At 64.5% G+C, this 19878-nt stretch carries 20 protein-coding genes; 17 read left to right on the top strand and 3 right to left on the bottom strand.

What is annotated here, in order from left to right:
* Window positions 1-40: 40 nt before the first annotated feature.
* From ABD050_RS17590 to ABD050_RS17560, 7 genes are all read left to right on the top strand, one after another.
* Window positions 41-937 (top strand): TraB/GumN family protein, encoded by an 897-nt coding sequence (locus ABD050_RS17590; RefSeq protein WP_343890791.1) that lies wholly within the window; start codon window positions 41-43, stop codon window positions 935-937.
* Window positions 938-1177: 240 nt separating this feature from the next.
* On the top strand, window positions 1178-1879 hold the full coding sequence (locus ABD050_RS17585; protein ID WP_343890790.1) for a 50S ribosomal protein L25/general stress protein Ctc: 702 nt from the start codon (window positions 1178-1180) through the stop codon (window positions 1877-1879).
* A gap of 356 nt (window positions 1880-2235) precedes the next feature.
* Window positions 2236-2811: an aminoacyl-tRNA hydrolase gene (gene pth / locus ABD050_RS17580; protein ID WP_343890789.1), complete on the top strand. Its 576-nt coding sequence runs from the start codon at window positions 2236-2238 to the stop codon at window positions 2809-2811.
* A complete protein-coding gene (locus ABD050_RS17575; RefSeq protein ID WP_343890788.1) occupies window positions 2808-3413 on the top strand; it encodes a TIGR02466 family protein in 606 nt (201 codons plus the stop codon). The genes pth and ABD050_RS17575 overlap by 4 nt, the downstream gene beginning before the upstream one ends.
* 123 nt (window positions 3414-3536) lie before the next feature.
* Window positions 3537-4637 (top strand): redox-regulated ATPase YchF, encoded by a 1101-nt coding sequence (ychF, locus tag ABD050_RS17570; RefSeq protein ID WP_343890787.1) that lies wholly within the window; start codon window positions 3537-3539, stop codon window positions 4635-4637.
* Window positions 4638-4772: 135 nt separating this feature from the next.
* The gene (locus ABD050_RS17565) at window positions 4773-6029 is read left to right on the top strand and encodes an alkaline phosphatase family protein (RefSeq protein WP_343890786.1); all 1257 of its coding nucleotides are present in this window, start codon (window positions 4773-4775) and stop codon (window positions 6027-6029) included.
* 8 nt (window positions 6030-6037) lie between these two features.
* Window positions 6038-6487, top strand: a complete 450-nt coding sequence (locus ABD050_RS17560; RefSeq protein WP_343890785.1) for a MaoC family dehydratase — start codon at window positions 6038-6040, stop codon at window positions 6485-6487.
* Between the two features lie 21 nt (window positions 6488-6508).
* On the opposite strand, the gene ABD050_RS17555 is transcribed toward ABD050_RS17560, so the two are convergent.
* Both ABD050_RS17555 and ABD050_RS17550 read right to left on the bottom strand, forming a co-directional pair.
* A complete protein-coding gene (locus tag ABD050_RS17555) occupies window positions 6509-7258 on the bottom strand; it encodes an SDR family NAD(P)-dependent oxidoreductase (protein ID WP_343890784.1) in 750 nt (249 codons plus the stop codon).
* Window positions 7255-8841, bottom strand: coding sequence for a cytochrome P450 (locus tag ABD050_RS17550; protein WP_343890783.1), 1587 nt, complete (start codon window positions 8839-8841; stop codon window positions 7255-7257). Before ABD050_RS17550 ends, ABD050_RS17555 begins: the two co-directional genes overlap by 4 nt.
* A 60-nt stretch (window positions 8842-8901) precedes the next feature.
* Here ABD050_RS17550 and ABD050_RS17545 point away from each other — a divergent pair, with 60 nt between their 5' ends.
* The 5 genes from ABD050_RS17545 (at window position 8902) to arsH (ending at window position 11825) form a co-directional block, all read left to right on the top strand.
* The gene (locus ABD050_RS17545; RefSeq protein ID WP_343890782.1) at window positions 8902-9516 is read left to right on the top strand and encodes a TetR/AcrR family transcriptional regulator; all 615 of its coding nucleotides are present in this window, start codon (window positions 8902-8904) and stop codon (window positions 9514-9516) included.
* 158 nt (window positions 9517-9674) lie between these two features.
* The gene (locus ABD050_RS17540) at window positions 9675-10049 is read left to right on the top strand and encodes a hypothetical protein (RefSeq protein WP_343890781.1); all 375 of its coding nucleotides are present in this window, start codon (window positions 9675-9677) and stop codon (window positions 10047-10049) included.
* 81 nt (window positions 10050-10130) lie between these two features.
* Window positions 10131-10484 (top strand): ArsR/SmtB family transcription factor, encoded by a 354-nt coding sequence (locus ABD050_RS17535; RefSeq protein WP_343890780.1) that lies wholly within the window; start codon window positions 10131-10133, stop codon window positions 10482-10484.
* Window positions 10481-11020, top strand: coding sequence for an arsenate reductase ArsC (locus ABD050_RS17530; protein ID WP_343890779.1), 540 nt, complete (start codon window positions 10481-10483; stop codon window positions 11018-11020). The genes ABD050_RS17535 and ABD050_RS17530 overlap by 4 nt, the downstream gene beginning before the upstream one ends.
* Window positions 11021-11078: 58 nt before the next feature.
* Window positions 11079-11825, top strand: coding sequence for an arsenical resistance protein ArsH (gene arsH / locus ABD050_RS17525; RefSeq protein WP_343890778.1), 747 nt, complete (start codon window positions 11079-11081; stop codon window positions 11823-11825).
* Window positions 11826-12000: 175 nt separating this feature from the next.
* Here arsH and ABD050_RS17520 read toward each other — a convergent pair whose 3' ends face one another.
* The gene (locus ABD050_RS17520) at window positions 12001-12531 is read right to left on the bottom strand and encodes a MarR family winged helix-turn-helix transcriptional regulator (protein WP_343890777.1); all 531 of its coding nucleotides are present in this window, start codon (window positions 12529-12531) and stop codon (window positions 12001-12003) included.
* Between the two features lie 174 nt (window positions 12532-12705).
* Between ABD050_RS17520 and ABD050_RS17515 the strand changes: the two genes are divergently transcribed.
* The 5 genes from ABD050_RS17515 to ABD050_RS17495 are packed head-to-tail and all read left to right on the top strand — an operon-like array spanning window position 12706 to window position 19822.
* A complete protein-coding gene (locus ABD050_RS17515) occupies window positions 12706-15597 on the top strand; it encodes a TonB-dependent receptor domain-containing protein (protein ID WP_343890776.1) in 2892 nt (963 codons plus the stop codon).
* A complete protein-coding gene (locus ABD050_RS17510) occupies window positions 15594-16985 on the top strand; it encodes an MFS transporter (RefSeq protein WP_343890775.1) in 1392 nt (463 codons plus the stop codon). The genes ABD050_RS17515 and ABD050_RS17510 overlap by 4 nt, the downstream gene beginning before the upstream one ends.
* 22 nt (window positions 16986-17007) lie before the next feature.
* Entirely contained in the window at window positions 17008-17940 is a 933-nt protein-coding gene (locus tag ABD050_RS17505) for a TauD/TfdA dioxygenase family protein (RefSeq protein ID WP_343890774.1), read from the top strand.
* Window positions 17940-18917, top strand: coding sequence for a 2-hydroxyacid dehydrogenase (locus tag ABD050_RS17500; protein ID WP_343890773.1), 978 nt, complete (start codon window positions 17940-17942; stop codon window positions 18915-18917). The genes ABD050_RS17505 and ABD050_RS17500 overlap by 1 nt, the downstream gene beginning before the upstream one ends.
* Window positions 18917-19822 carry a kinase gene (locus tag ABD050_RS17495; protein WP_343890772.1) on the top strand — a complete coding sequence of 302 codons (906 nt, stop codon included), beginning with the start codon at window positions 18917-18919 and terminating at the stop codon, window positions 19820-19822. Before ABD050_RS17500 ends, ABD050_RS17495 begins: the two co-directional genes overlap by 1 nt.
* The last annotated feature ends 56 nt before the right edge of the window (window positions 19823-19878 follow it).

Raw genomic sequence — 19878 nt, 5'->3', positions numbered from 1 at the left:
GATAAGCACGCCCGAACGCTTCCACAGGATATCCCGACAGATGAAGAAATTCGGCAAGCTGATCGCGCCGCTTGCGCTGCTGCTCACGTCCCCGGCCTGCGCCCAGAATGCCCCGGCGCCGGTGGTGCGCGATGCCGACCCGGCGCTGTGGGTGGTCAAGGACGCCGACACGACCATCTATCTGTTCGGCACCATCCATGTGCTTCAGCCGGGGATGAAATGGTTCGACGGCGGAGTGAAGAAGGCATTCGATTCGTCGGACCAGGTCGTGCTCGAGATCCTGACGCCGGATGCCGAGACGATGCAGGCGATCGTCAAGGAAAAGGGCTTCGCGCATGACGGCAAGGCGCTGACCGAACGCCTGCCCGCGGACAAGCGCGCCGCGTACGGCAAGGCGCTGGCGAGCCTCGGCCTGCCGGCGACCGCGTTCGACCCGCTCGAGCCATGGTTCGCGGCGACCAATCTCGAACTGATCCCGCTGCAGAAGCTCGGCTATGATCTGAGCAACGGGCCCGAGCAGATCATCACCAAGGCCTCGAACGCCGCGGGCAAGAAGCTGACCGCGCTCGAAACCGCGCAGCAGCAGCTCGGCTTTTTCGACGGGCTGTCGATGCCGGCGCAGATCGCTTTCCTCTCGAGCACGGTCGATGAAATGCCGACGCTCGAGCATTCAGTGACCGAGATGGTCGACGACTGGGCGAAGGGCGACCCCGATGCGCTCGGCAAGCTGCTGAACGACGACCTCACCTCGTCGCCCGAGATCGAGAAGGTGCTGCTGGTCGATCGCAACAAGAACTGGGCCGAGTGGATCGACCAGCGGATGAAGCAGCCCGGCGTGGTGTTCATGGCGGTGGGCGCCGGGCATCTGGCGGGGAAGAACAGCGTGCTGGTGCAGCTCAAGGCGCATCACCTGACGGCGCGGCGGGTGAAATACTAGGGGCGATCTGTTCCTTTTCGTCACCCCGGATTTGTTGCGGGGTCCATGGCCCCGCATCCATAACGCCTGAAGTTCTTGCGGAACGATGGACCCCGCAACAAGTCCGGGGTGACGGATAGCTTGGTGGAAAAGACGCAAGGTTGCGTTCCGCCCTCCCCTCCCCTATAGCGCGCCGCTTCCGGCCAGGGTCATCCCTGGAGGCCTGGCCGGGATTTTGAACCAAGCATATCGGAGACTGCAATGAGCGAACAGCTGACGCTCGCAGCCGAGACGCGTGGACAGGTTGGCAAGGGAGCCTCCCGTTCGCTTCGTCGTGAAGGCCGCGTACCCGCCGTAATCTACGGCAACAAGCAAGACCCCGCCTCGATCCATATCGAGGAAAAGGCGCTGATGCGCGCCCTGATGACGGGTCATTTCATGAATTCAGTGGTGATGATCGAAGTCGACGGCAAGGCCGTGCGCACCCTGCCCAAGGATGTTGCGTTCGACGCCGTGAGCGATCGCCCGGTCCATGCCGACTTCCTGCGCATTTCCGAGCACGCGACCGTGCATGTGAACGTGCCGGTCGTCTTCACCGACGAGGAGCTCTCCAAGGGCATCAAGCGCGGCGGCGTTCTCAACGTCGTGCGCCATGAGCTGGAGCTGATCTGCGACGCGGCCGAGATCCCCGACGAGATCACCATCTCGCTCAAGGGCACCGATGTCGGCGATTCGATCCACATCTCGCAGGTGAAGCTGCCCAAGGGCGCCAAGTCGGCGATCGACGACCGCGATTTCACCATCGCGACGCTGATCGCGCCGTCGGCGCTCAAGTCCGAGACGCTCGAGCAGGTGGCTGAAGAAGCCGCCGCCGCCGAGGCAGCGCATGAAGAGCATGTCGCCGAGGTCGAAGCCGAGGCTGCTGCCGAGGAAGCCGCCGAGGGCGAAGCCTCGGAAGGCTGAGCCTGACGAACCGCTCCCAGCGACAGAGAATGTCGGGGGGCGACGGATATGGGGCAGGAAAGCATCGCGCTTCCCTGCCCCTTTTCATTGGCGCGACGGTGGACCTCTTCGATCCTCCCCCGCCAGGGGGAGGTGGCAGGCGTAGCCTGACGGAGGGGGGAGGGAAGCGATCCGCTCAATTCGACAGGACGCCGCTTACCGCCCCTTCCGTCGCCTTCGGCGCCACCTTCCCCTGGCGGGGAAGGATTTTGTTTATACCCGACGGCGCCACATCGCTGCTATTCAGCGCGCGCTTGCGATCGACATAAGCGCCTTTTCTTTGGGTAAAGGCCCATTTCTTTCACTAAAGGGATGCCATGCAACTCTGGGTCGGCCTTGGTAATCCCGGCGCGCAGTACGCGCTGCAGCGGCACAATGTCGGCTTCATGGCGGTCGACACGATCGCCGAGGTGCACGGTTTCGGGCCGGTCAAGAAGGCGTTCCAGGGCTGGACCCAGGAAGGCCGGATCGGCGGCGAAAAGATCCTGCTGCTCAAGCCGGCAACCTTCATGAACGAGAGCGGCCGTTCGGTCGGCGAGGCGATGCGCTTCTACAAGCTCGATGTCGGCGACGTGACTGTCTTCCATGACGAGCTCGATCTCGCGCCCTTCAAGGTGAAGGTGAAGACCGGCGGCGGCACGGCGGGGCATAACGGCCTGCGCTCGACCGAGGCGCATATCGGCAATGAATTCCGCCGGGTGCGGATCGGGATCGGGCACCCCGGGCACAAGGACAAGGTCAGCCCCTATGTGCTCGGCAATTATGCCAAGGCGGAGATGGACCGCCTTGCCGACCTGCTCGGCGCGGTCGCTGCCGAGGCGCGCTGGCTGGCCGAGGGCAATGACGCGCGCTTCATGAGCGACGTGGCGCTGAGATTGGGCGAGACGAAATGACGACACGCAGCCTGTTCGCCACCCGCCTCTATGAGGGAACGCTCGACGATCCCGATTTCGTGGCCGAGCTCGATCATGGCTGCCGGTCGCTCGCCGAGGACGATCGCGCCGGGCGCGCCTGGTCGAAGGCGCACGGCTATCGCGGCTATACCTCCTACGCCTCGCTCGACGATCTGCCGCAGCGCGATCCGGTGATCGGCGAGCTGGTGCGGCGGCTCGGCAAGCATGTCGCCGCCTTCGCCGATGACTGCGCCTTCGATCTCGGCGGGCGGAAATTGAAGCTCGACAGCCTGTGGGTGAATATCCTGAAGCCGGGCGGCACCCATTCCGGGCATATCCATCCGCACAGCGTGGTGTCGGGCACCGTCTATGTCGCGGTGCCGCCAGGCTCGGGGGCGCTCAAGTTCGAGGATCCGCGCCTCGCCATGATGATGGCCGCCCCGACCCGGCGCGACGACGCCCCCGAGGATCTGCGCAGCTTCGTCTATGCGGAGCCGGTGGCGGGCAGCGTACTGCTCTGGGAGAGCTGGCTGCGCCACGAAGTCATGCCCAATGCAGCGAAGGAGGAGCGGATCAGCGTCAGCTTCAATTATCGCTGGTGATTTTGGGCCGGGCACGAGACTGACGATCGGGTCGATCGGAGACTCGCCGCGCTGGCAATCGGGCGCGTCGCGTTCTAACGGACGCGCGAGCGCCCTGCGGCGCAGCGTTTCGAAGGGAGTATGATGGGTTTTCGCTGTGGTATCGTGGGCTTGCCCAATGTCGGCAAGTCGACCTTGTTCAACGCGCTGACCGAGACCGCCGCCGCGCAGGCGGCGAACTATCCGTTCTGCACGATCGAGCCCAATGTCGGCAATGTCGCGGTACCCGACAAGCGGCTCGACCAGCTCGCCGCGATCGCCGGCTCGGGCAAGATCATCGAGACCCAGCTCGGCTTTGTCGACATCGCGGGCCTGGTGCGCGGCGCCTCCAAGGGCGAAGGTCTCGGCAACCAGTTCCTCGGCAACATCCGCGAGGTCGATGCGATCGTCCATGTCCTGCGCTGTTTCGAGAATGGCGATGTCACCCATGTCGAGGGCAAGGTCGATCCGATCGCCGACGCCGAGACGGTCGAGACCGAATTGATGCTCTCCGACCTGGAGAGCCTCGAGAAGCGCGTTCCCAATTACGCCAAGAAGGCGGCGCAGGGCGACAAGGAAGCGAAGCTCGCCGCCTCGGTGCTCGGCCAGGCGCTCGAGCTGCTCCGCGAGGGCAAGCCGGCGCGGCTGACCAAACCCAAGGACGAGGAGGAAGCGCGGGTCTTCGCCCAGGCGCAGCTGCTCACCTCGAAGCCCGTCCTCTATGTCTGCAATGTCGACGAGGGCGATGCAGCGCACGGCAATGCGCTGTCGGCGCGGGTGTTCGAAAAGGCGAAGGCCGAAGGCGCCGAGGCAGTGGTCGTGTCGGCCGCGATCGAGGCCGAGATCGCGACCATGGCACCCGAGGAACGTGGCGAGTTCCTCGCCGAGCTCGGGCTCGAGGAAACCGGCCTCGCCCGGGTGATCACCGCCGGCTACAAGCTGCTCCACCTCCTGACCTTCTTCACCGTCGGGCCAAAGGAGGCACGCGCCTGGACAGTCCATGTCGGCGCGAAGGCACCGCAGGCGGCAGGCGAGATCCACACCGATTTCGAACGCGGCTTCATCCGCGCCGAGACGATCGCCTTCGACGATTATGTCGCGCTGAAGGGCGAGGCGGGCGCTCGCGACGCAGGCAAGCTGCGATCGGAAGGCAAGGACTATGTCGTCCAGGACGGCGATGTGATGCTGTTCCGCTTCAACGTATAGGCGTGCGGCTCAGTTGATGTGATGCGCATCGGGGCAGTCCGCCTGGCAGTTATACGCTGTTCGCGAGGCTTTCGCTCGGGCATTAGCCGGTCGCGCGAATCCCTCGGGCAGGTGGCGCCGGGGCGGAGTGACACGATGAGCGAGCGAATGCGGTTGTCGGGCGTCAGGGGCTGGATCGCCCTTCTCGCCGCCTTTGCGCTCCCGGCCGGCACCGCCGCCCGGCAGGCCGCGCCCGCGACTCAGGCCGTGGCGGAGGCGCGGGCACCGGTCACGATCCTCGTTTCCATCGACGCCTTCCGGCCCGATTATCTCCACAAGGGCAACACGCCCAATCTCGACTCGCTCGCGGCCGGCGGCGTGCAGGGCATGATGCGCCCCAGCTTCCCCTCCCTCACCTTCCCCAATCACGAGGCGATGATCACCGGGCTCAGGCCCGATCGCAGCGGCATCGTCGCCGGCGTGATGTACGATCCGCGCCGGCCCGGTCTGAAATTCGGCAACACCGAGGCGACTCAATATGACAGCTTCTGGTGGGACGCGGCCGAGCCCTTGTGGATCACCGCCGAAAAGCAGCACATCCAGACCGGCGTGATGTTCTGGCCTGGCCTCGAAATCGAGCATGACGGAGTCCGGCCGACTGACTGGGCGCATTATGACGGCAATTATCCCGGCGAAAACCGGGTCCGCACAATAATCGACTGGATGCGGCGCCCGGCGGCGATCCGCCCGAAATTTGCCGTCCTCTATCTCGATATCGTCGACAAGACCGGTCACAAAAAGGGCATCGAAGGCCCCGAGATCGTCGACGCGATCCGGCGGACCGACGGGTGGATCGGCGACCTCGTCACCGGCCTGAAGGGTCTCGGCCAGCCGGCCAATCTCGTCATCGTCTCGGATCACGGCATGACCGAGATACGGCCCGAGCGCACCCTGCTGCTGCCCTCGATCCTGCCGGCCGACAGCTACCGCTTCGCCCAATGGGGCCCGTTCGCCGGCATCGATCCGACCCCGGGCCACGAAGCACAGGTCGAGGCCGCCCTGCTCGCCCCGCACCCCTTCGCGACCTGCTGGCGCAAGGCCGACGTGCCGGAGCGCTATCATTATGGGAAGAATGCACGCGTTTCCGCCCTTATCTGCGTCGCACAAGCGGGCGGCGAGATCATGCCCGTCCTGCCGACCAACAAGGGCGACCATGGCTATGATCCGGACGACCCCGACATGGCCGCGATGCTCCTGCTCAACGGCCCGGCCTTTCGTGCCGGCGCCGCGGCGCCGCCGAAGTTCGACAATGTCGACATCTACCCGCTGCTGCGCGACCTGATCGGCCTGCCGCCCGCCACTGATATCGACGGCACCGACGCGCCGTTCCACGACATTCTCGTTCGCCGTTAGGAGGTGCAGTGCGCTATTTCGAAGATATCGAGGTCGGTGCGAAGTCGAGCTTCGGCCATTATGAGGTCACCCGCGAGGAGGTGATCGCCTTCGCCTCGAAATACGACCCGCAGCCCTTCCACCTCTCGGACGAAGCGGCGGCGGCAACTCATTTCGGGCGGCTCTCGGCGAGCGGCTGGCATACCTGCGCGATGACGATGTCGATGGTCGTCGCCAACCTCGAAACCAGCCGCCAGGCCGGGCTCGGCTCGCCGGGCATCGACGAATTGCGCTGGCTGAAACCGGTCTATCCCGGCGATGTGCTGCGCTGCGAGACCGAGGTGATCGACAAGCGCCCCTCGCAGAGCCGGCCCGAAATGGGCAGCTTCCGCAGCCGGATGAAAGTGCTCAACCAGGACGATGTCGTGGTGATGACCTTCACCTCGATCGGCCTGATCGCGACCCGGCCGACGAGCTAGGGCAGCCGAAGCCGCCGGCCGCTACATCCAGCTGCCGCCGTTGACGTTGATCTCCTGCCCGGTGATGTAGCTCGCTCCGTCCGAGCACAGGAACGCACATGCCGCTGCGATGTCCGCGGGCGTGCCCGGCCGTGCGATCGGGATATGCTGCGCGATGACCTCGAGCGGCGGGACCTGCCCGGTCCGCTCGCCTTCGCGCGCCAGCGGCGTATCGACCAGCGAGGGCGGGATGGTGTTGACCGTGATCCCGTGGCGCGCGAGTTCCCGGGCGAGCGACCGCGTCAACCCGATCACCCCGCCCTTCGACGCCGCATAATGCGCACGGTCAGGCGCGCCCGATTGCGCCGCCTGCGACGAGATGGTGACGATCCGTCCCCATTTTTGTTCCACCATATCGGGAAGGGCCGCCTGGATGCTGTGGAAAGTGCCCGTCAGGTTGACGTCGATCATTCGCTGCCAGCTCTCGGGCGTCATTGTCAGGAAGTCATCGGTCGACGAGATACCGGCATTGGCGATGACACAGCCGATCGGGCCCAGCTCGCGGCGAACCGCAGCATAAGCGCTGTCGATCTCGTCGCGCTTCGCGATATCGACCCGCAGCGAAAGGACCGTCGCGCCGGTTGCCCGGAGCGCTTCCCCTTCACGCTCGATCGCTTCTTCCTGCAGATCGAGCATTGCGACCGGGTGACCATTGGCCGCGAAGAGCTTGCTGATGCCGAGCCCGATACCCGATGCACCGCCGGTCACGACGACGACAGGGGCGCCGCTCATTGCGGCGCCAGCCCGGCGAGCTCGACATCAGCCGCGTCGAGCGCCTCGGTCGTGAACATGTCGGGCGCGAATTTCTGCACAGTGCGAAACGTCATGCCCTTCCCCATGCCGATCCGGGGATCGGCGCTTACCCCGGGGAAATGCCTGTCGATCACTGCCTTGGCGGCAGGGTCGGCGAGCAGCACGCCGATCTTCGTTTCAAGCGTCGAATATTGGGTGGGGCTGGCCGGGCCAGCTTCGCGCTTCTTCAGGAAACCGAACAGCCCGCGCTTTTCCTTCGCGTCCGGCTTTGTCGCCGCGCCGACGAAGTCAGGCGCGGGCGTGAGCTTCAGATGCATGGCGGAGAGACCGCGAATGATGAAGCTCGCCTCGTAATCGAGGCTCCGGTCGTCGGGCGGACCATGCTTCTCCTCGACCAGATCGATCGACTCGGTATGTTCGAGGAATTTCTCGATGATGACGCGCACCTCGACCCGGGCGAGCGGCGCGCCGACACAGACATGGGCACCGCGGCCAAAGGCGAGATGCTCCTTGATCTTCGGGCGATCGAGCAGAAACGCCTCGGGGTCGCTCCACCGCCGCGGATCGCGGTTCGCCGCTGCCAGCGCCAGCATCACCCTGGTGCCGGCCGGGACTTCGAGATCGCCGATCCGCGTATCCTTGCGCGCGATGCGAGCAGTCATCTTGGTCGATCCCTCGAGCCGCAACACCTCCTCGAGCATCGCCGGGATCAGCACCGGGTCAGCGCGCAGCCGCTGCTGAAGGCCCGGCTGATCGACGATGAAGCGCATCGCATTGCCGAGCAGCTTGGCGCTCGTGTCCTGCCCGGCGCCGAACAGGAAGGTCGCAAGGCGGACGATCTCGAGCATCTCTGGCGTGGTGCCGTCCGAATAGGTCGCATTCGAGAGTTCGGAGAGAATATCGTCGCGCGGAGTCTCGCGGCGATCAGCGACATAGCCGGCGAAATAGGTGCCCATGATCACCAACGGCTGATTCTGCGCGATGAGATCATTGGCGTCGAGGCTCCCCGGCGGCGGGCCGGCATCGATCGCGTCCATGAACAATTGCCGGTCGTCAGCGGGAACGCCGAGCAGATCGGCGACCACCAGGGTCACGAACGGCGTCGCGATCTCCTTGATGAGCTCGGTACCGCCCTTCGCCACCGCATCCCTGACGAGCTGGTCGGCATAGTCAGTGATGAAGGCCTCGTTCGCCTTTAGCCGCGAAGGCGTGAAGAGGCGATTGAGCAACTGGCGCGACAGGCTGTGCGGCCGGTCGTCAAGCGACACCAACAGGTCGCCACCGATGAACTCGGTCCGGTGCGCCTCGATCTGGGGGGTGATGTCACTGCCTTCGGGCGTGAAGGGCAAAGGCGCGGCGGGGCCCTGCGGTGCAAGCACCGACGAAAAATCCCTTGTGTTGTTGATGACCTCGAGAATCTCCTCATAGCCGGTCACCACCACCAGCCCGCTGCCGGGAATCCGATAGATCGGCCCCTTCGCGCGGATCGCCTCGAAATAGGCATAGGGGTCCTTCAGGATCACATGGTCGCTGAAGTAATCGCGGTCCGCCAGGGCTTCCAACCGTCATCTCCTCAAGGTCGTGAATTGTATCTCGCGCCTTTATCCCGGTAGGAACGCATCATGAGCACTGACCGGGAATCCAGCGCGCCGCCACTAAGCGACACAGTATCGCATAGTGAGGCGCCGTCAAGCCAGCGCGATGCGCGGGCAGTCCGCTCGAGCCATGCGCTCGGAGCGGCCTTGCTCAAGCTGCTCGCGGAAAAGCCGCTCGATCAGATCACGATCCGGGAGATCGCCGCCGAGGCCGGGGTCCATTACGCGACCTTCTTTCGCCATCACCCGACCCGCGAGGCGCTGCTCGACCAGGTGGCGGCCGAGCAGATCGACCGGCTGGTGGCGCTGACCCTGCCCGTGCTCGACAGCGCCGACACGCTGGCGGCGGTAACCGCATTGTGCGTCTATGTTGAAGAGCATCGCCGCCTGTGGACGGCGTTGCTGACCGGCGGCGCCGCCGCGGCGATGCGCAACGAACTTCTGCGCATCTCCAGGGGCCTGGCGATCGACCGCGCACCCGCCGATGCCTGGCTCCCCATCGAGCTGGCGGTCAATTGCTCGGTGAGCCTCATCTTCGAGACGCTCGCCTGGTGGCTCGGGCAAACGACTGACCCGGCCCCGATCGGGGAGGTCGCGCGAATCCTCGATCGATTGCTGTCGTCGGTGCAACAGCCGGATTGAACCCAGGCGAAAGCACATCCGAAAACGGTCTCTTCGCCGCTCGTCGGGCGGCGGCGATTGATCGACCTGCCAGGTAAACCGGCATTGATCATTTCCATATTTCCGCTATTCCAGAATCGTTGGTCCAATTGTCGGACTGATGGTGGGGAGGAAAGAAGATGCGGAACTGGAATTTGATGCTTCTGGTAGCGGCGCTGACGGCCGGGCCGGCCTTGGCCAGCGACACCTCGGCTAACCCGAGCACCGTGTCCGCTACCGGTGAAGGGGGCTGGGAGATCATTTGCCACGTCAATACCGGCGGTGGAGACGATACGGTGCGGATCCTCAATAGCGGCAAGGGCAGCTTCTCGCTGGCAGCTGCGCGCGGCGCCTCCTGCAGCTTCACCAAGCCGGGCAAGACGGCACTGACGATTTTGATTCAATCGACCACGTTGCGCTGCCCCTTCAAATCGACCGAATCCGATGCCTGCAAGCAGACTTTCGAGAAGGGCGCCGCGGGATCGTTCGACCTCAAACCGAAGCCGGCTCATTAACCATCGGCGCGACCAGCGCGGCAGGGTTACGGCTCATTGCGGACTGCTTGTCGGCAACGTCATTTCCGCTAGAGGAGAAACATGGAAATGAAAACAGCCGTGACTGCCCTTTCCGCGCTGGCGCATCAGGGCCGGCTTTCGACCTTTCGAATGCTGGTCCAGGCTGGACATGAGGGAATAGCGGCGGGCGAGATCGCCCGCCGCCTCGATGTGCCCGCGAACACGCTATCGGCCAATCTCAACATTCTCGCCAATGCGGGCCTCATCGAGAACCGGCGCGAGGGCCGCTCGATCATCTACACGGCGCGCTATGGGCACATGACTGAACTGCTTGAATATCTCATGCAGGATTGTTGCGGCGGCTCGCCCGAAATCTGCGCCTCGCTTGCCGAGGTGGTTCTTCGCGGCCACTGTGACGTTACGGGCACGGCATGAGCGCTGAGAAAACCAATGTGCTGATCCTGTGCACCGGCAACAGCGCCCGTTCGATTCTCGGCGAGGCGATCGTCAATCGACTGGGCGGAGGCCGCTTTCGCGGCTTTTCGGCCGGCTCCTTCCCCAAGGGCCAGGTCCATCCCGGCGCACTTCGCTTGCTCGAGCGTCATGGCTATCCGATCGAGGGGTTGCGCTCGAAAAGCTGGGACGAATTCGCAGGCGCCAACGCGCCACGGATCGATGTCGTGATCACGGTGTGTGACAATGCGGCGGGCGAGACCTGCCCGGTCTGGCCGGGGCACCCGGTCAAGGCGCATTGGGGGCTTCCCGATCCGGCGGCGGTGACGGGTGGGGAGGCCGCCGAGGATGCCGCCTTCGAGGCCGCGCATGAGGCATTGTCGCGACGAATCGGCAAGCTCGTCGAGTTGCCGATCCTCGATCGCGACGTGCCCGCCCTGGCGATACGACAACGCCTCCAGGCCATCCATGACGATCTGGCAACGGCCGAAGCACAATCCTCCCAGGCGCAGCCGTGATCGCCATCATGTCGATCGCGCCGGATAGCCGAGACCGACACGCGCGCGAGGCGGCCGGATGAGCTATTTGCGCGCGCTGCCCGATCCCGACACCCTGCCTGCCCTTCAGCCCGAATATGCGCATCGCCGCCCGGCATTGGGCCTGGGTCCCGGCGATCCGCCCCCGCGTATCCTGCTGCTCTACGGGTCGCTCCGGGAACGCTCCTTTTCGCGCCTGTGCGTTGAAGAGGCAGCGCGGCTGCTCCGGTTCTTCGGCGCGGAGACTCGCATCTTCGATCCGTCCTCCCTGCCGCTGCCGGATCAGGTCGCGGGCGACGACCATCCGGCGGTCCATGCCCTGCGCGATCACTCGATGTGGTCGGAGGGGCATGTGTGGTGCAGTCCGGAACGTCACGGCCAGGTGACCGGAATCATGAAGACCCAGATCGATCACCTCCCGTTGAGCATGGGCGGCATGCGTCCGACTCAGGGTCGCACTCTCGCCGTGATGCAGGTGTCGGCCGGCTCGCAATCCTTCAACAGCGTGAACACGCTGCGCATCCTCGGCAGATGGATGCGGATGTTCACCATTCCCAATCAGTCGAGCGTCGCGAAGGCGTTTCAGGAATTCGATGAAGCGGGGCGCATGCAACCGTCCGCTTATTATGACCGGATCGTGGATGTGATGGAGGAGCTGGTCCGCTTCACCATCCTCCTCCGCCCGCACACAGCGCAGCTCGTCGATCGATATTCGGAGCGCAAGCAGGCAGGGCTGACGATCGATCCGAAGTCGGACTTGTCGAGCATTGCCACCACCTCCACTTAGGGGTCAAATTCACACGCTTGGTACCCGCCTGCATGCGCGCCTCCGATTCTCCGATTGAAAAATCACAAGCTTGAGCTGCCTCCTCGGCAAGCTGGTGCCGTTCGACCGGGCCGTCTTCCACGGCCGTAAAAATGATGGTGGTCATGATCATGTGTTTCTTGTGGCGTCGGGCATCCTAAAGCTTTTTGCCGCTGCCCTCCGGAATCACGCCGAGCAGCTGGATGGCCTTGCGCAGATCGTCGTCCGACACATGTTCCAGTACGCCGTGTCGTGTGCGATCGAGCACCGGCTTGACCTTGCGGATAATCTGCCTGCCCTCCGAAGTGAGCGAGATCAGCCGCGAGCGCCGGTCATCGGGGTTGTCGTCGCGCGTGATCAGCCCGTCGGCTTCCAGCTGGTTCAGCATGCGCACCAGACTCGGCCACTGCACGCCCAGCCGCTCCGACAACATCATGGTCGTCGTCGATTCCCCCGAAAAGGCAATCACGAACAGCGTCTGCCAACGCGCGCGTGACTGACCCGTCTCGCGCTTGATCGCTTCGTCGATCAGGGTTGTCCACCAGCGACTGACCAGGATCAGCCGCCGCGTGAGCCTGAATTCCAGATCCTCGCGCGTCTCTGCAGGATAGAAGTCGTGATAATGAGTCGCAAAGCGCTCGAAGCCGCTTTCGTCCCAGATTGAACGCTCAGGCTCGCTGTCTTTCATCGGCCCTCTCTCACCGGGTGCGCGGGCAAGTGCAACGCCGAACTTGACATAAATGTATCAAGGTACGTACTTGCCGCTCGAAGCCCGCGAAGACAGCGTGCGCATGGGAGAGTGAAATTGGAGCGTTCAAAGGGCCATATCCGCGGACGACTTTGTCGTCAGGCAAGCGTCTTGATGTTGACGATGTTGCTGGGCGCCACCGAGGCATTCGCCCAGACGGCTGATCCGGCAGCCCCCGCCGATCAGGCACCGGCCGATCAAGCCCAGGCCAGCGATCAGGCCGCCACCCCAGCAGCCGAGGCGCAGGAGTCGTCGGGCGAAATCGTCGTCACCGGCAGCCGGCTCACCGGCGGCTTCAAGGCTCCGACGCCCGTCACCGTGCTCTCCAACGATCGCGTCCAGTCGCTGTCGATCACCAATGTCGGCGACGCGCTCAATCAGCTGCCGAGCTTCCGGGCCACCACCGGACCGGCCACCCAGGCCAATCTCGGCGGCAATATCGGCGCCCGCCTGCTCGATCTGCGCGGCCTCAATCCACAGCGCACGCTCGTGCTGGTTGACGGCCGTCGCTTCGTGCCGAGCACCACGCAAGGCACTGTCGACGTCAACCTCATCCCGTCCGCGCTTGTCGAGCGTACTGAAGTGGTGACCGGCGGCGCATCGGCCGCCTATGGGTCGGACGCAGTGGCCGGCGTGGTCAACTTCATCCTCAACCGCAGCTTCAACGGAGTCCGCGCCGAGGCTGTTGCCGGCGTCTCGCAGCGCGGCGACGACCAGACGCAGTTCCTCAGCCTGGCCGCGGGAACCAGGATCGGCAGTCGCGGACATATCGTCATCGCCGGCGAATATGAGAAGAACGAAGGCCTTGGCACCTGCTACACGCGAAGCTGGTGCGCCTCGCAGACGCTCATTCTCGGCAATTCGCCCGCCGGCGCCGGTGGATTGCCGGCCAATCTGATCATCGGCGGCGTCAATACCTCGACGATCGCGCCCGGTGGCCTCATCAACCGGTCGTACAACGCAGCGGGTGTGGCGATCGGCTCCACCGCGACCGATCCGCTGCGCGGCACGACCTTCAATGCCAACGGCACGCCGCGCCCATTCCAATATGGCACGCTGGTCGGTCCGCTGTTCATGCTCGGCGGTGAGGGGCAGGGGCGCAATGCGTTCATCGCGCCGCTGCTGCTCAAGGTACCGACCGAACGCTATTCGGCCTACGCCGCCGGCACCTATGAACTGACCGATACGATAACCGCTGAAGCCGATCTGTCCTATGGCGAGGAGAAGGGCACGGTCGTTTCCAACGTGCTGCGCGATTACAACGGGTCACTGCTCGGCCGCATTCAAAGCGGCAATCCTTTCATTCCCTCAGCTGTCCAGGCGGCGATGACGGCCAATGGCGTATCGTCCATCCTGCTCGGCAAAGCCGATTTCGACCTTGGCCCGGCTTATGCCACGTCGCGGACGCGCACCTATCGTGCAGTCCTGGCGCTTAAGGGCAAGCTGGGCAGCGACTGGAGCTGGGACGTCGGCTACACCTATGGCAAGACCGAGTTCCTGCAGCGCACCTATAACGCGGTAAATCTTGCTCACCTGAAGAACGCCACCGATGCCGTGCGCAACGGCAGCGGTAATATCGTGTGCCGCATCAATGCCGATGCCAGTACCGCCAATGACGATCCCAGTTGCGCGGCGTACAACCCGTTTGGCGAGGGCCTGTTCTCGCCCGCGGCGGCTGCCTATCTCACGGGCAATGGCTTCCAGAAGACGAACAACGACCAGCATGTCGTCACGGCCAATATCCAGGGCAAGCTGTTCGAGCTGCCGGGCGGTCCGCTGACGGTCGCCGTGGGCGCGGAATATCGCCGCGACAAGATCGTCGGCACGACTGATCCCGTCTCGCTGACGAACGGCTTCTGGACGCTCAACGGCTCCGCGCTGAATGGCGCGGTGACCGTGAAGGAAGCCTATGGCGAAGTGGGCGTGCCGCTGCTGCGCGACCTGCCGTTCGTCCACGCGCTCGATCTCAACGGCGCGATCCGCCGGACTGATTACAGCACGAGCGGAGCCGTCACGACCTGGAAATATGGCGGCGTCTACGAGCCGTTCGAGGGCCTGCGTCTGCGCGCCACCCGGTCGCGCGACATTCGCGCGCCCAACCTCTCCGAACTGTACGGCGCGCGTACCAAGACGACGATCGGCCTGTCCGATCCGCGCAACAACGGCCTGCAAAGCAATCCGACCGTCATCACCGGCTCCAACCCCAACCTGACCGTCGAAAAAGCGGACAGCCTGACCGTCGGCGGCGTCATCACCCCGCCGCATGGCTTCCTCAACCGGTTCCGGCTGTCGGTCGATTATTACAACATCAAGGTGAAGAACGCGATCGGAACGCTTGGCGCGCAAACGCTCGTCAATCGCTGCGAACAGGGGGTACAGGAATTCTGTGCGCTGATCACACGCGACACGGGCAATTTGGTCACGCAGGTGCAGGACATCTTCCTCAATTCGGCCGAACTGCGCACCAGCGGGTTCGATGTCGAATTCCAGTATCGCCAGCCGCTCGGCAAACTGGGCGATCTGCGCGCGCAGGTGCTCGCGACGATCACGCAGGAACTGACGACCGTCGATTCGGCCGGCGCCACCGATCGGGCGGGGCAGAACGGCGTGCGGACCGGCACCATTCCTGGCGTACCGGACTATATCATCGACGGACTCTTGACCTGGTCGATCAATCCGCTGCGCCTGACCGCGCACGGCAAATATATTCCAGCGGGCATTTACTGGACGAATTTCGTCGGGCCGGACCAGCCGGGCTATTCAGTCACTTCATCGACCAGCGTCGACAATAATCGCGTGCCAAGTCGCTTCTACCTCGATCTGACGGCCAACTGGACGGTCAAGACATCGGCTGGTCGCGGATTCGAGTTCTTCGGCACGATCAACAATGTCTTCGACAAGGATCCGCCGCGGCTGCCCGGGGCCACCGGCGGCACCAACCAGATTCTGTTCGATCCGGTCGGTCGCGCCTTCCGCTTCGGTGCTCGTGTCCGGTTCGGGGGGTGAGCGAGGCTATCGCCTCGGATGCCCTTCCAACGGGAAAGCTGGTCGACGTCGCTGCCCTGATCGAAGGGCAGCGACCGAGCCGCTTCATCCTGTGGCTCATCCTGCTCTCCTGCGCGGTCACGCTGTTCGATGGCTTCGACATGCTCGTGATCTCGTTCGTCGCGCCCTATATCCGCGCCGAGTTCGGCGCTGATCCCGTTACGCTCGGGCAGCTGTTCGGCTGCGGCACGGCGGGCGCGATGGCGGGTGGCTTCGCCTTTGGCTGGCTTGGCGATCGGATCGGGCGGCGGCCCAGCATCATCATTTCGGTGGTGGCGTTCGGCATCACCAGCATGGCGCTGGCGCTTGCTCACACCCTCACCGCGTTGATGCTGCTCAGGGTGCTGAACGGCTTTGCACTTGGCGGGCTGATGCCGCTGGCCTGGGCGCTCAATATCGAATTCGTGCCGCGCCGCTTCCGCGCCACGGTCGTGACGTTGATCATGATGGGTTATACCCTCGGCGGCGCGCTCGCCGGTCCGGTGACAGTCTGGCTCGCTCCTTATTATGGCTGGCAGGGCGTCTTCCTGTCGAGCGGCGCAATCACGCTGCTGCTGGTGCCGCTGCTGATCGTGGCACTGCCCGAATCGCCGCGCTACCTGACTGCGCGGCGCGGCGAACCCGGCCGCGTCGCGGCCATCCTCAACCGCCTGCAACCCGGGCTCGGCCTCACTGCCGAGGATCGCTTCGTGCTGGGAGACGAGATCAACCAGCCCGATCATATCCGCTTCCGTCTGCCCGACCTCTTCAAAGACAGGCTCGCCAAGGTCACGCCGTTGCTGTGGCTTGCGTATATCGGCAGCTCGATGGCGATCTATTTCAAGACGAGCTGGGGACCGATCATCTTCGAGGATGTTGGCTTCACGCGTGCCGACGCCGCTTATATCTCGTCGCTCAGCGCGCTTGGCGGCGCCGTTGCAGGGTTGCTGCTGATGCGTTTTACCGATCGCTTCGGGCCGATCGCCATTGCCATCCTGCCCGTACTGACGGTGCCGATGCTGCTGGTCATGGGGAGCGCGAGCATGAGCCACACCCAGTTCGCGCTGGTGTCGTTCGCCAGCATGACTCTGATCGGCGGCGCGCATTTCGGCATGCACAGCATCGCCGGAATGTTCTACCCGAGCGCGATTCGCGCAAATGGCGGGGGCTGGGCGACTTCGATCGCCAAGATCGGATCGATCGGCGCGCCGCTGGTCGCGGGGTATCTGCTCGCGGCAGGGCTCCCGCCGCGCGAAAGCTTCATGCTGCTGGCCTTTGCGCCGGCGCTCACCGCAGTCACCCTGTTGCTGCTCGGCCGTATGTTCATCGGCCGCCGTGCCGCCGAACAGCCAAGCCTTTCGCCCGCTTGAATATCAGACATTGGAGTTCGCCATGAGCCTGACCATCAAACCCATCCTTCCCAAATTCGGTGCCGAGGTGTCCGGAATCGACATCGCCAAGCCGCTCGACGACGCGGCGCAGCGCGATGTCATCGGCGCGATGGATGACTGGGGCGTCTGCGTCTATCGCGGCACCGGCCTCGACAATGACAGCCACATCGCCTTCAGCCGCATCTTTGGCCATCTCGAGAGCGCGCCGATCATGAAGGGACGGCAGCGCCGTTTCGACAATCCCGAATTGTTCGATGCCGGCAACCTGACTCGCGAGGGCGCGATCCTCGCCGACGAGAGCATGATCCTGCACAAAAAGGGTGACCGGCTATGGCATACCGATTCGTCCTTCATGGACATGCGATCGTCCTATTCGCTGCTGCTGGCTTATGAAGTGCCGAAGGAGGGCGGCGAAACCTGGTTCGCCGATACCCGCTCCGCCTATGACGACCTGCCTGCGGCAACGAAGGCGCGGATCGACGGGCTCGAAGCGATGCATTCGCTGTGGTGGTCGCGCAAGCTTGCCGGCTTCCCGCTGACCGAAGAGGAAGTCGATGCGCGGCCCGCCGCGCGCCAGCCGCTGGTGATGGTCCATCCGCACAATGGCCGCAAATCGATCTATATCGGCGCGCATGCGCGCGACGTGGTCGGCATGGGGCAAGAAGAAGGCCGCGCGCTGATCCGCGAACTGATCGAATTCGCTACCCAGCCGCAATATGTGTTTTCCGTGAAGTGGAATCCCGGCGACCTGGTGATCTGGGACAATCTCGCCTCGATGCACCGTGGCGGCGATTTCGACGTAACGGGCGAGCGCCGCGACATGCGCCGGACGACGGTGCGCGAAGGTGCCGCGCCGGAGCAGCCCGACGACCCGTTCGGCGTCTATTTCCGGACGTCGCTCGGCCAGCCTGCCGAACTCGACGCCAAGAACTGATGTCCGGTGCGCGGCCGCGCGTCCTGATCACCCGTCGCTGGCCGGAAGCGGCCGAGCGGCGGATGATGGATCGCTTCGACGTCACCCTCAATGAGGGCGACCACCCGCTTGACGAAGCTGCGCTGATCGATGCGATGCGGACCTTCGATGCTGTCTGCCCGACCGTGTCCGATCGGGTCGGCGCCGCAGTCATCGAGGCGGCCGGCCGGCGCGCTGCGATCCTGGGCAATTTCGGCGTCGGCTATGACCATATCGACATTGCCGCCTGCCGGGAGTTCGGGGTTGCCGTCACCAATACGCCGGGCGTGCTCACCGATGCGACCGCCGATCTCACGCTGACCCTGATGCTGATGGCAGCACGGCGCGGGGGCGAGGGCGAGCGGCTGGTGCGCGCCGGCGGCTGGACCGGCTGGGGTCCTACCCAGTTGCTTGGCCGATCGCTTGCCGGGCGGACGCTTGGGCTGGTCGGTTTCGGCCGTATTGCCCGCGCGGTGGCACAGCGCGCACATCATGGCTTCGGCATGCGCATTCTCTATTTCGCGCGCCGCGAAGTTGATGGCGATGATGTCGCTGCGCTTGGCGCCGAATGGGTGCCCGACCTCCACACATTGCTTGGGCGTAGCGACATCGTCTCGCTTCACGTGCCGGGCGGGGTGGAAACGCGCCACCTGATCAACGCCGCAGCGTTCGAGGCGATGAAATCCGAAGCGCTGCTCATCAATACCGCACGCGGCGACGTGCTTGATCATGCGGCGCTGGTCGGTGCGTTGAAGGCGGGGCGCATCGCGGGCGCTGGGCTCGATGTCTATCCGCACGAACCGGATGTGCCCGCTGGCCTTGTCGAGCTGGAAAATGTCGTCCTTTTGCCGCATCTGGGCAGCGCGACCGTCGATACCCGGGTCGCCATGGGGCTGAAAGTGCTCGACAATCTCGATGCCTGGTTCGCAGGCAAAGGGCCGCCGGATCGCGTCGTGTGATGACGGGACTTCCCGGCGTCGCGCCTGCCGCGCTGATCGTCGATCATGACCTGCCGGAACAGTATCTCGACATTGTCGAGCATTACTGGCGACCGCTGGCCCATCGCATCGCCGAGGTGCGCGCGACTCTGTCCCGGCCGATCATCATTGGGGTCAATGGCGCGCAGGGCAGCGGCAAGAGCACATTGTGCGACTTCCTGGCCCGGTCGCTGCTCCCCGAGATCGGACTGAGCGCCGCCACATTGTCGCTCGACGACCTTTACCTGAGCCGAGCCGCGCGCGAGCGGCTGGCGCGAGACGTCCACCCGCTTTTCGCCACGCGCGGCGTTCCCGGCACGCACGACGTCGAGCTCGGGCGCGTCATTCTCGATCGCGTGATCTCAGGCCAGCCGGGCGAGATCAGGCTGCCGCGCTTCGACAAGCGCAATGACGATTGCGCCCCGATCAAAGCCTGGCCGAGACTGGCGTTGCCGATCGATGTCTTCCTGTTCGAGGGCTGGTGCATTGGCGCGCAGCCGCGAGGCGATGCCGCCCTTGTCGAGCCGATAAACGCGCTTGAGCGAGACGAAGACAGCGCCGGCATATGGCGCAGGCACGTCAATAGAGCGTTGGCAGGCGCGTATCAGGCGCTGTTCGAGCGGATCGACCTGCTGGTCATGCTGCAGCCGCCCTCGTTCGAGGCAGTGGCGGCCAACCGCGCACTTCAGGAGCGCAAACTGGCTGCGTCGGGCGCGAAGGGGCGAACGATGGATGCCGCCGCGCTGCACCGCTTCATGCTGCATTATGAACGGCTCACGCGCCATATGTTCGCCGAGATGCCGGCACGCGCCGACGTGCTTTTCCATCTGGATGACAACCAGCGGCCGATCGGGATGACGCAACGCGCGACGACCGCTGGCCACTGACGGACCTTTTCTGAAAGGGCGAACCCGCAGCGCGTTCAACGAGATTTGCCGGGAGC

This window comes from Sphingomonas oligophenolica (genome assembly GCF_039522915.1).
Classification (GTDB): Bacteria; Pseudomonadota; Alphaproteobacteria; order Sphingomonadales; family Sphingomonadaceae; genus Sphingomonas; species Sphingomonas oligophenolica.
The sequence above is the reverse complement of the archived record's forward strand: the minus strand, read 5'-3'. Positions and strand labels throughout refer to the sequence as shown.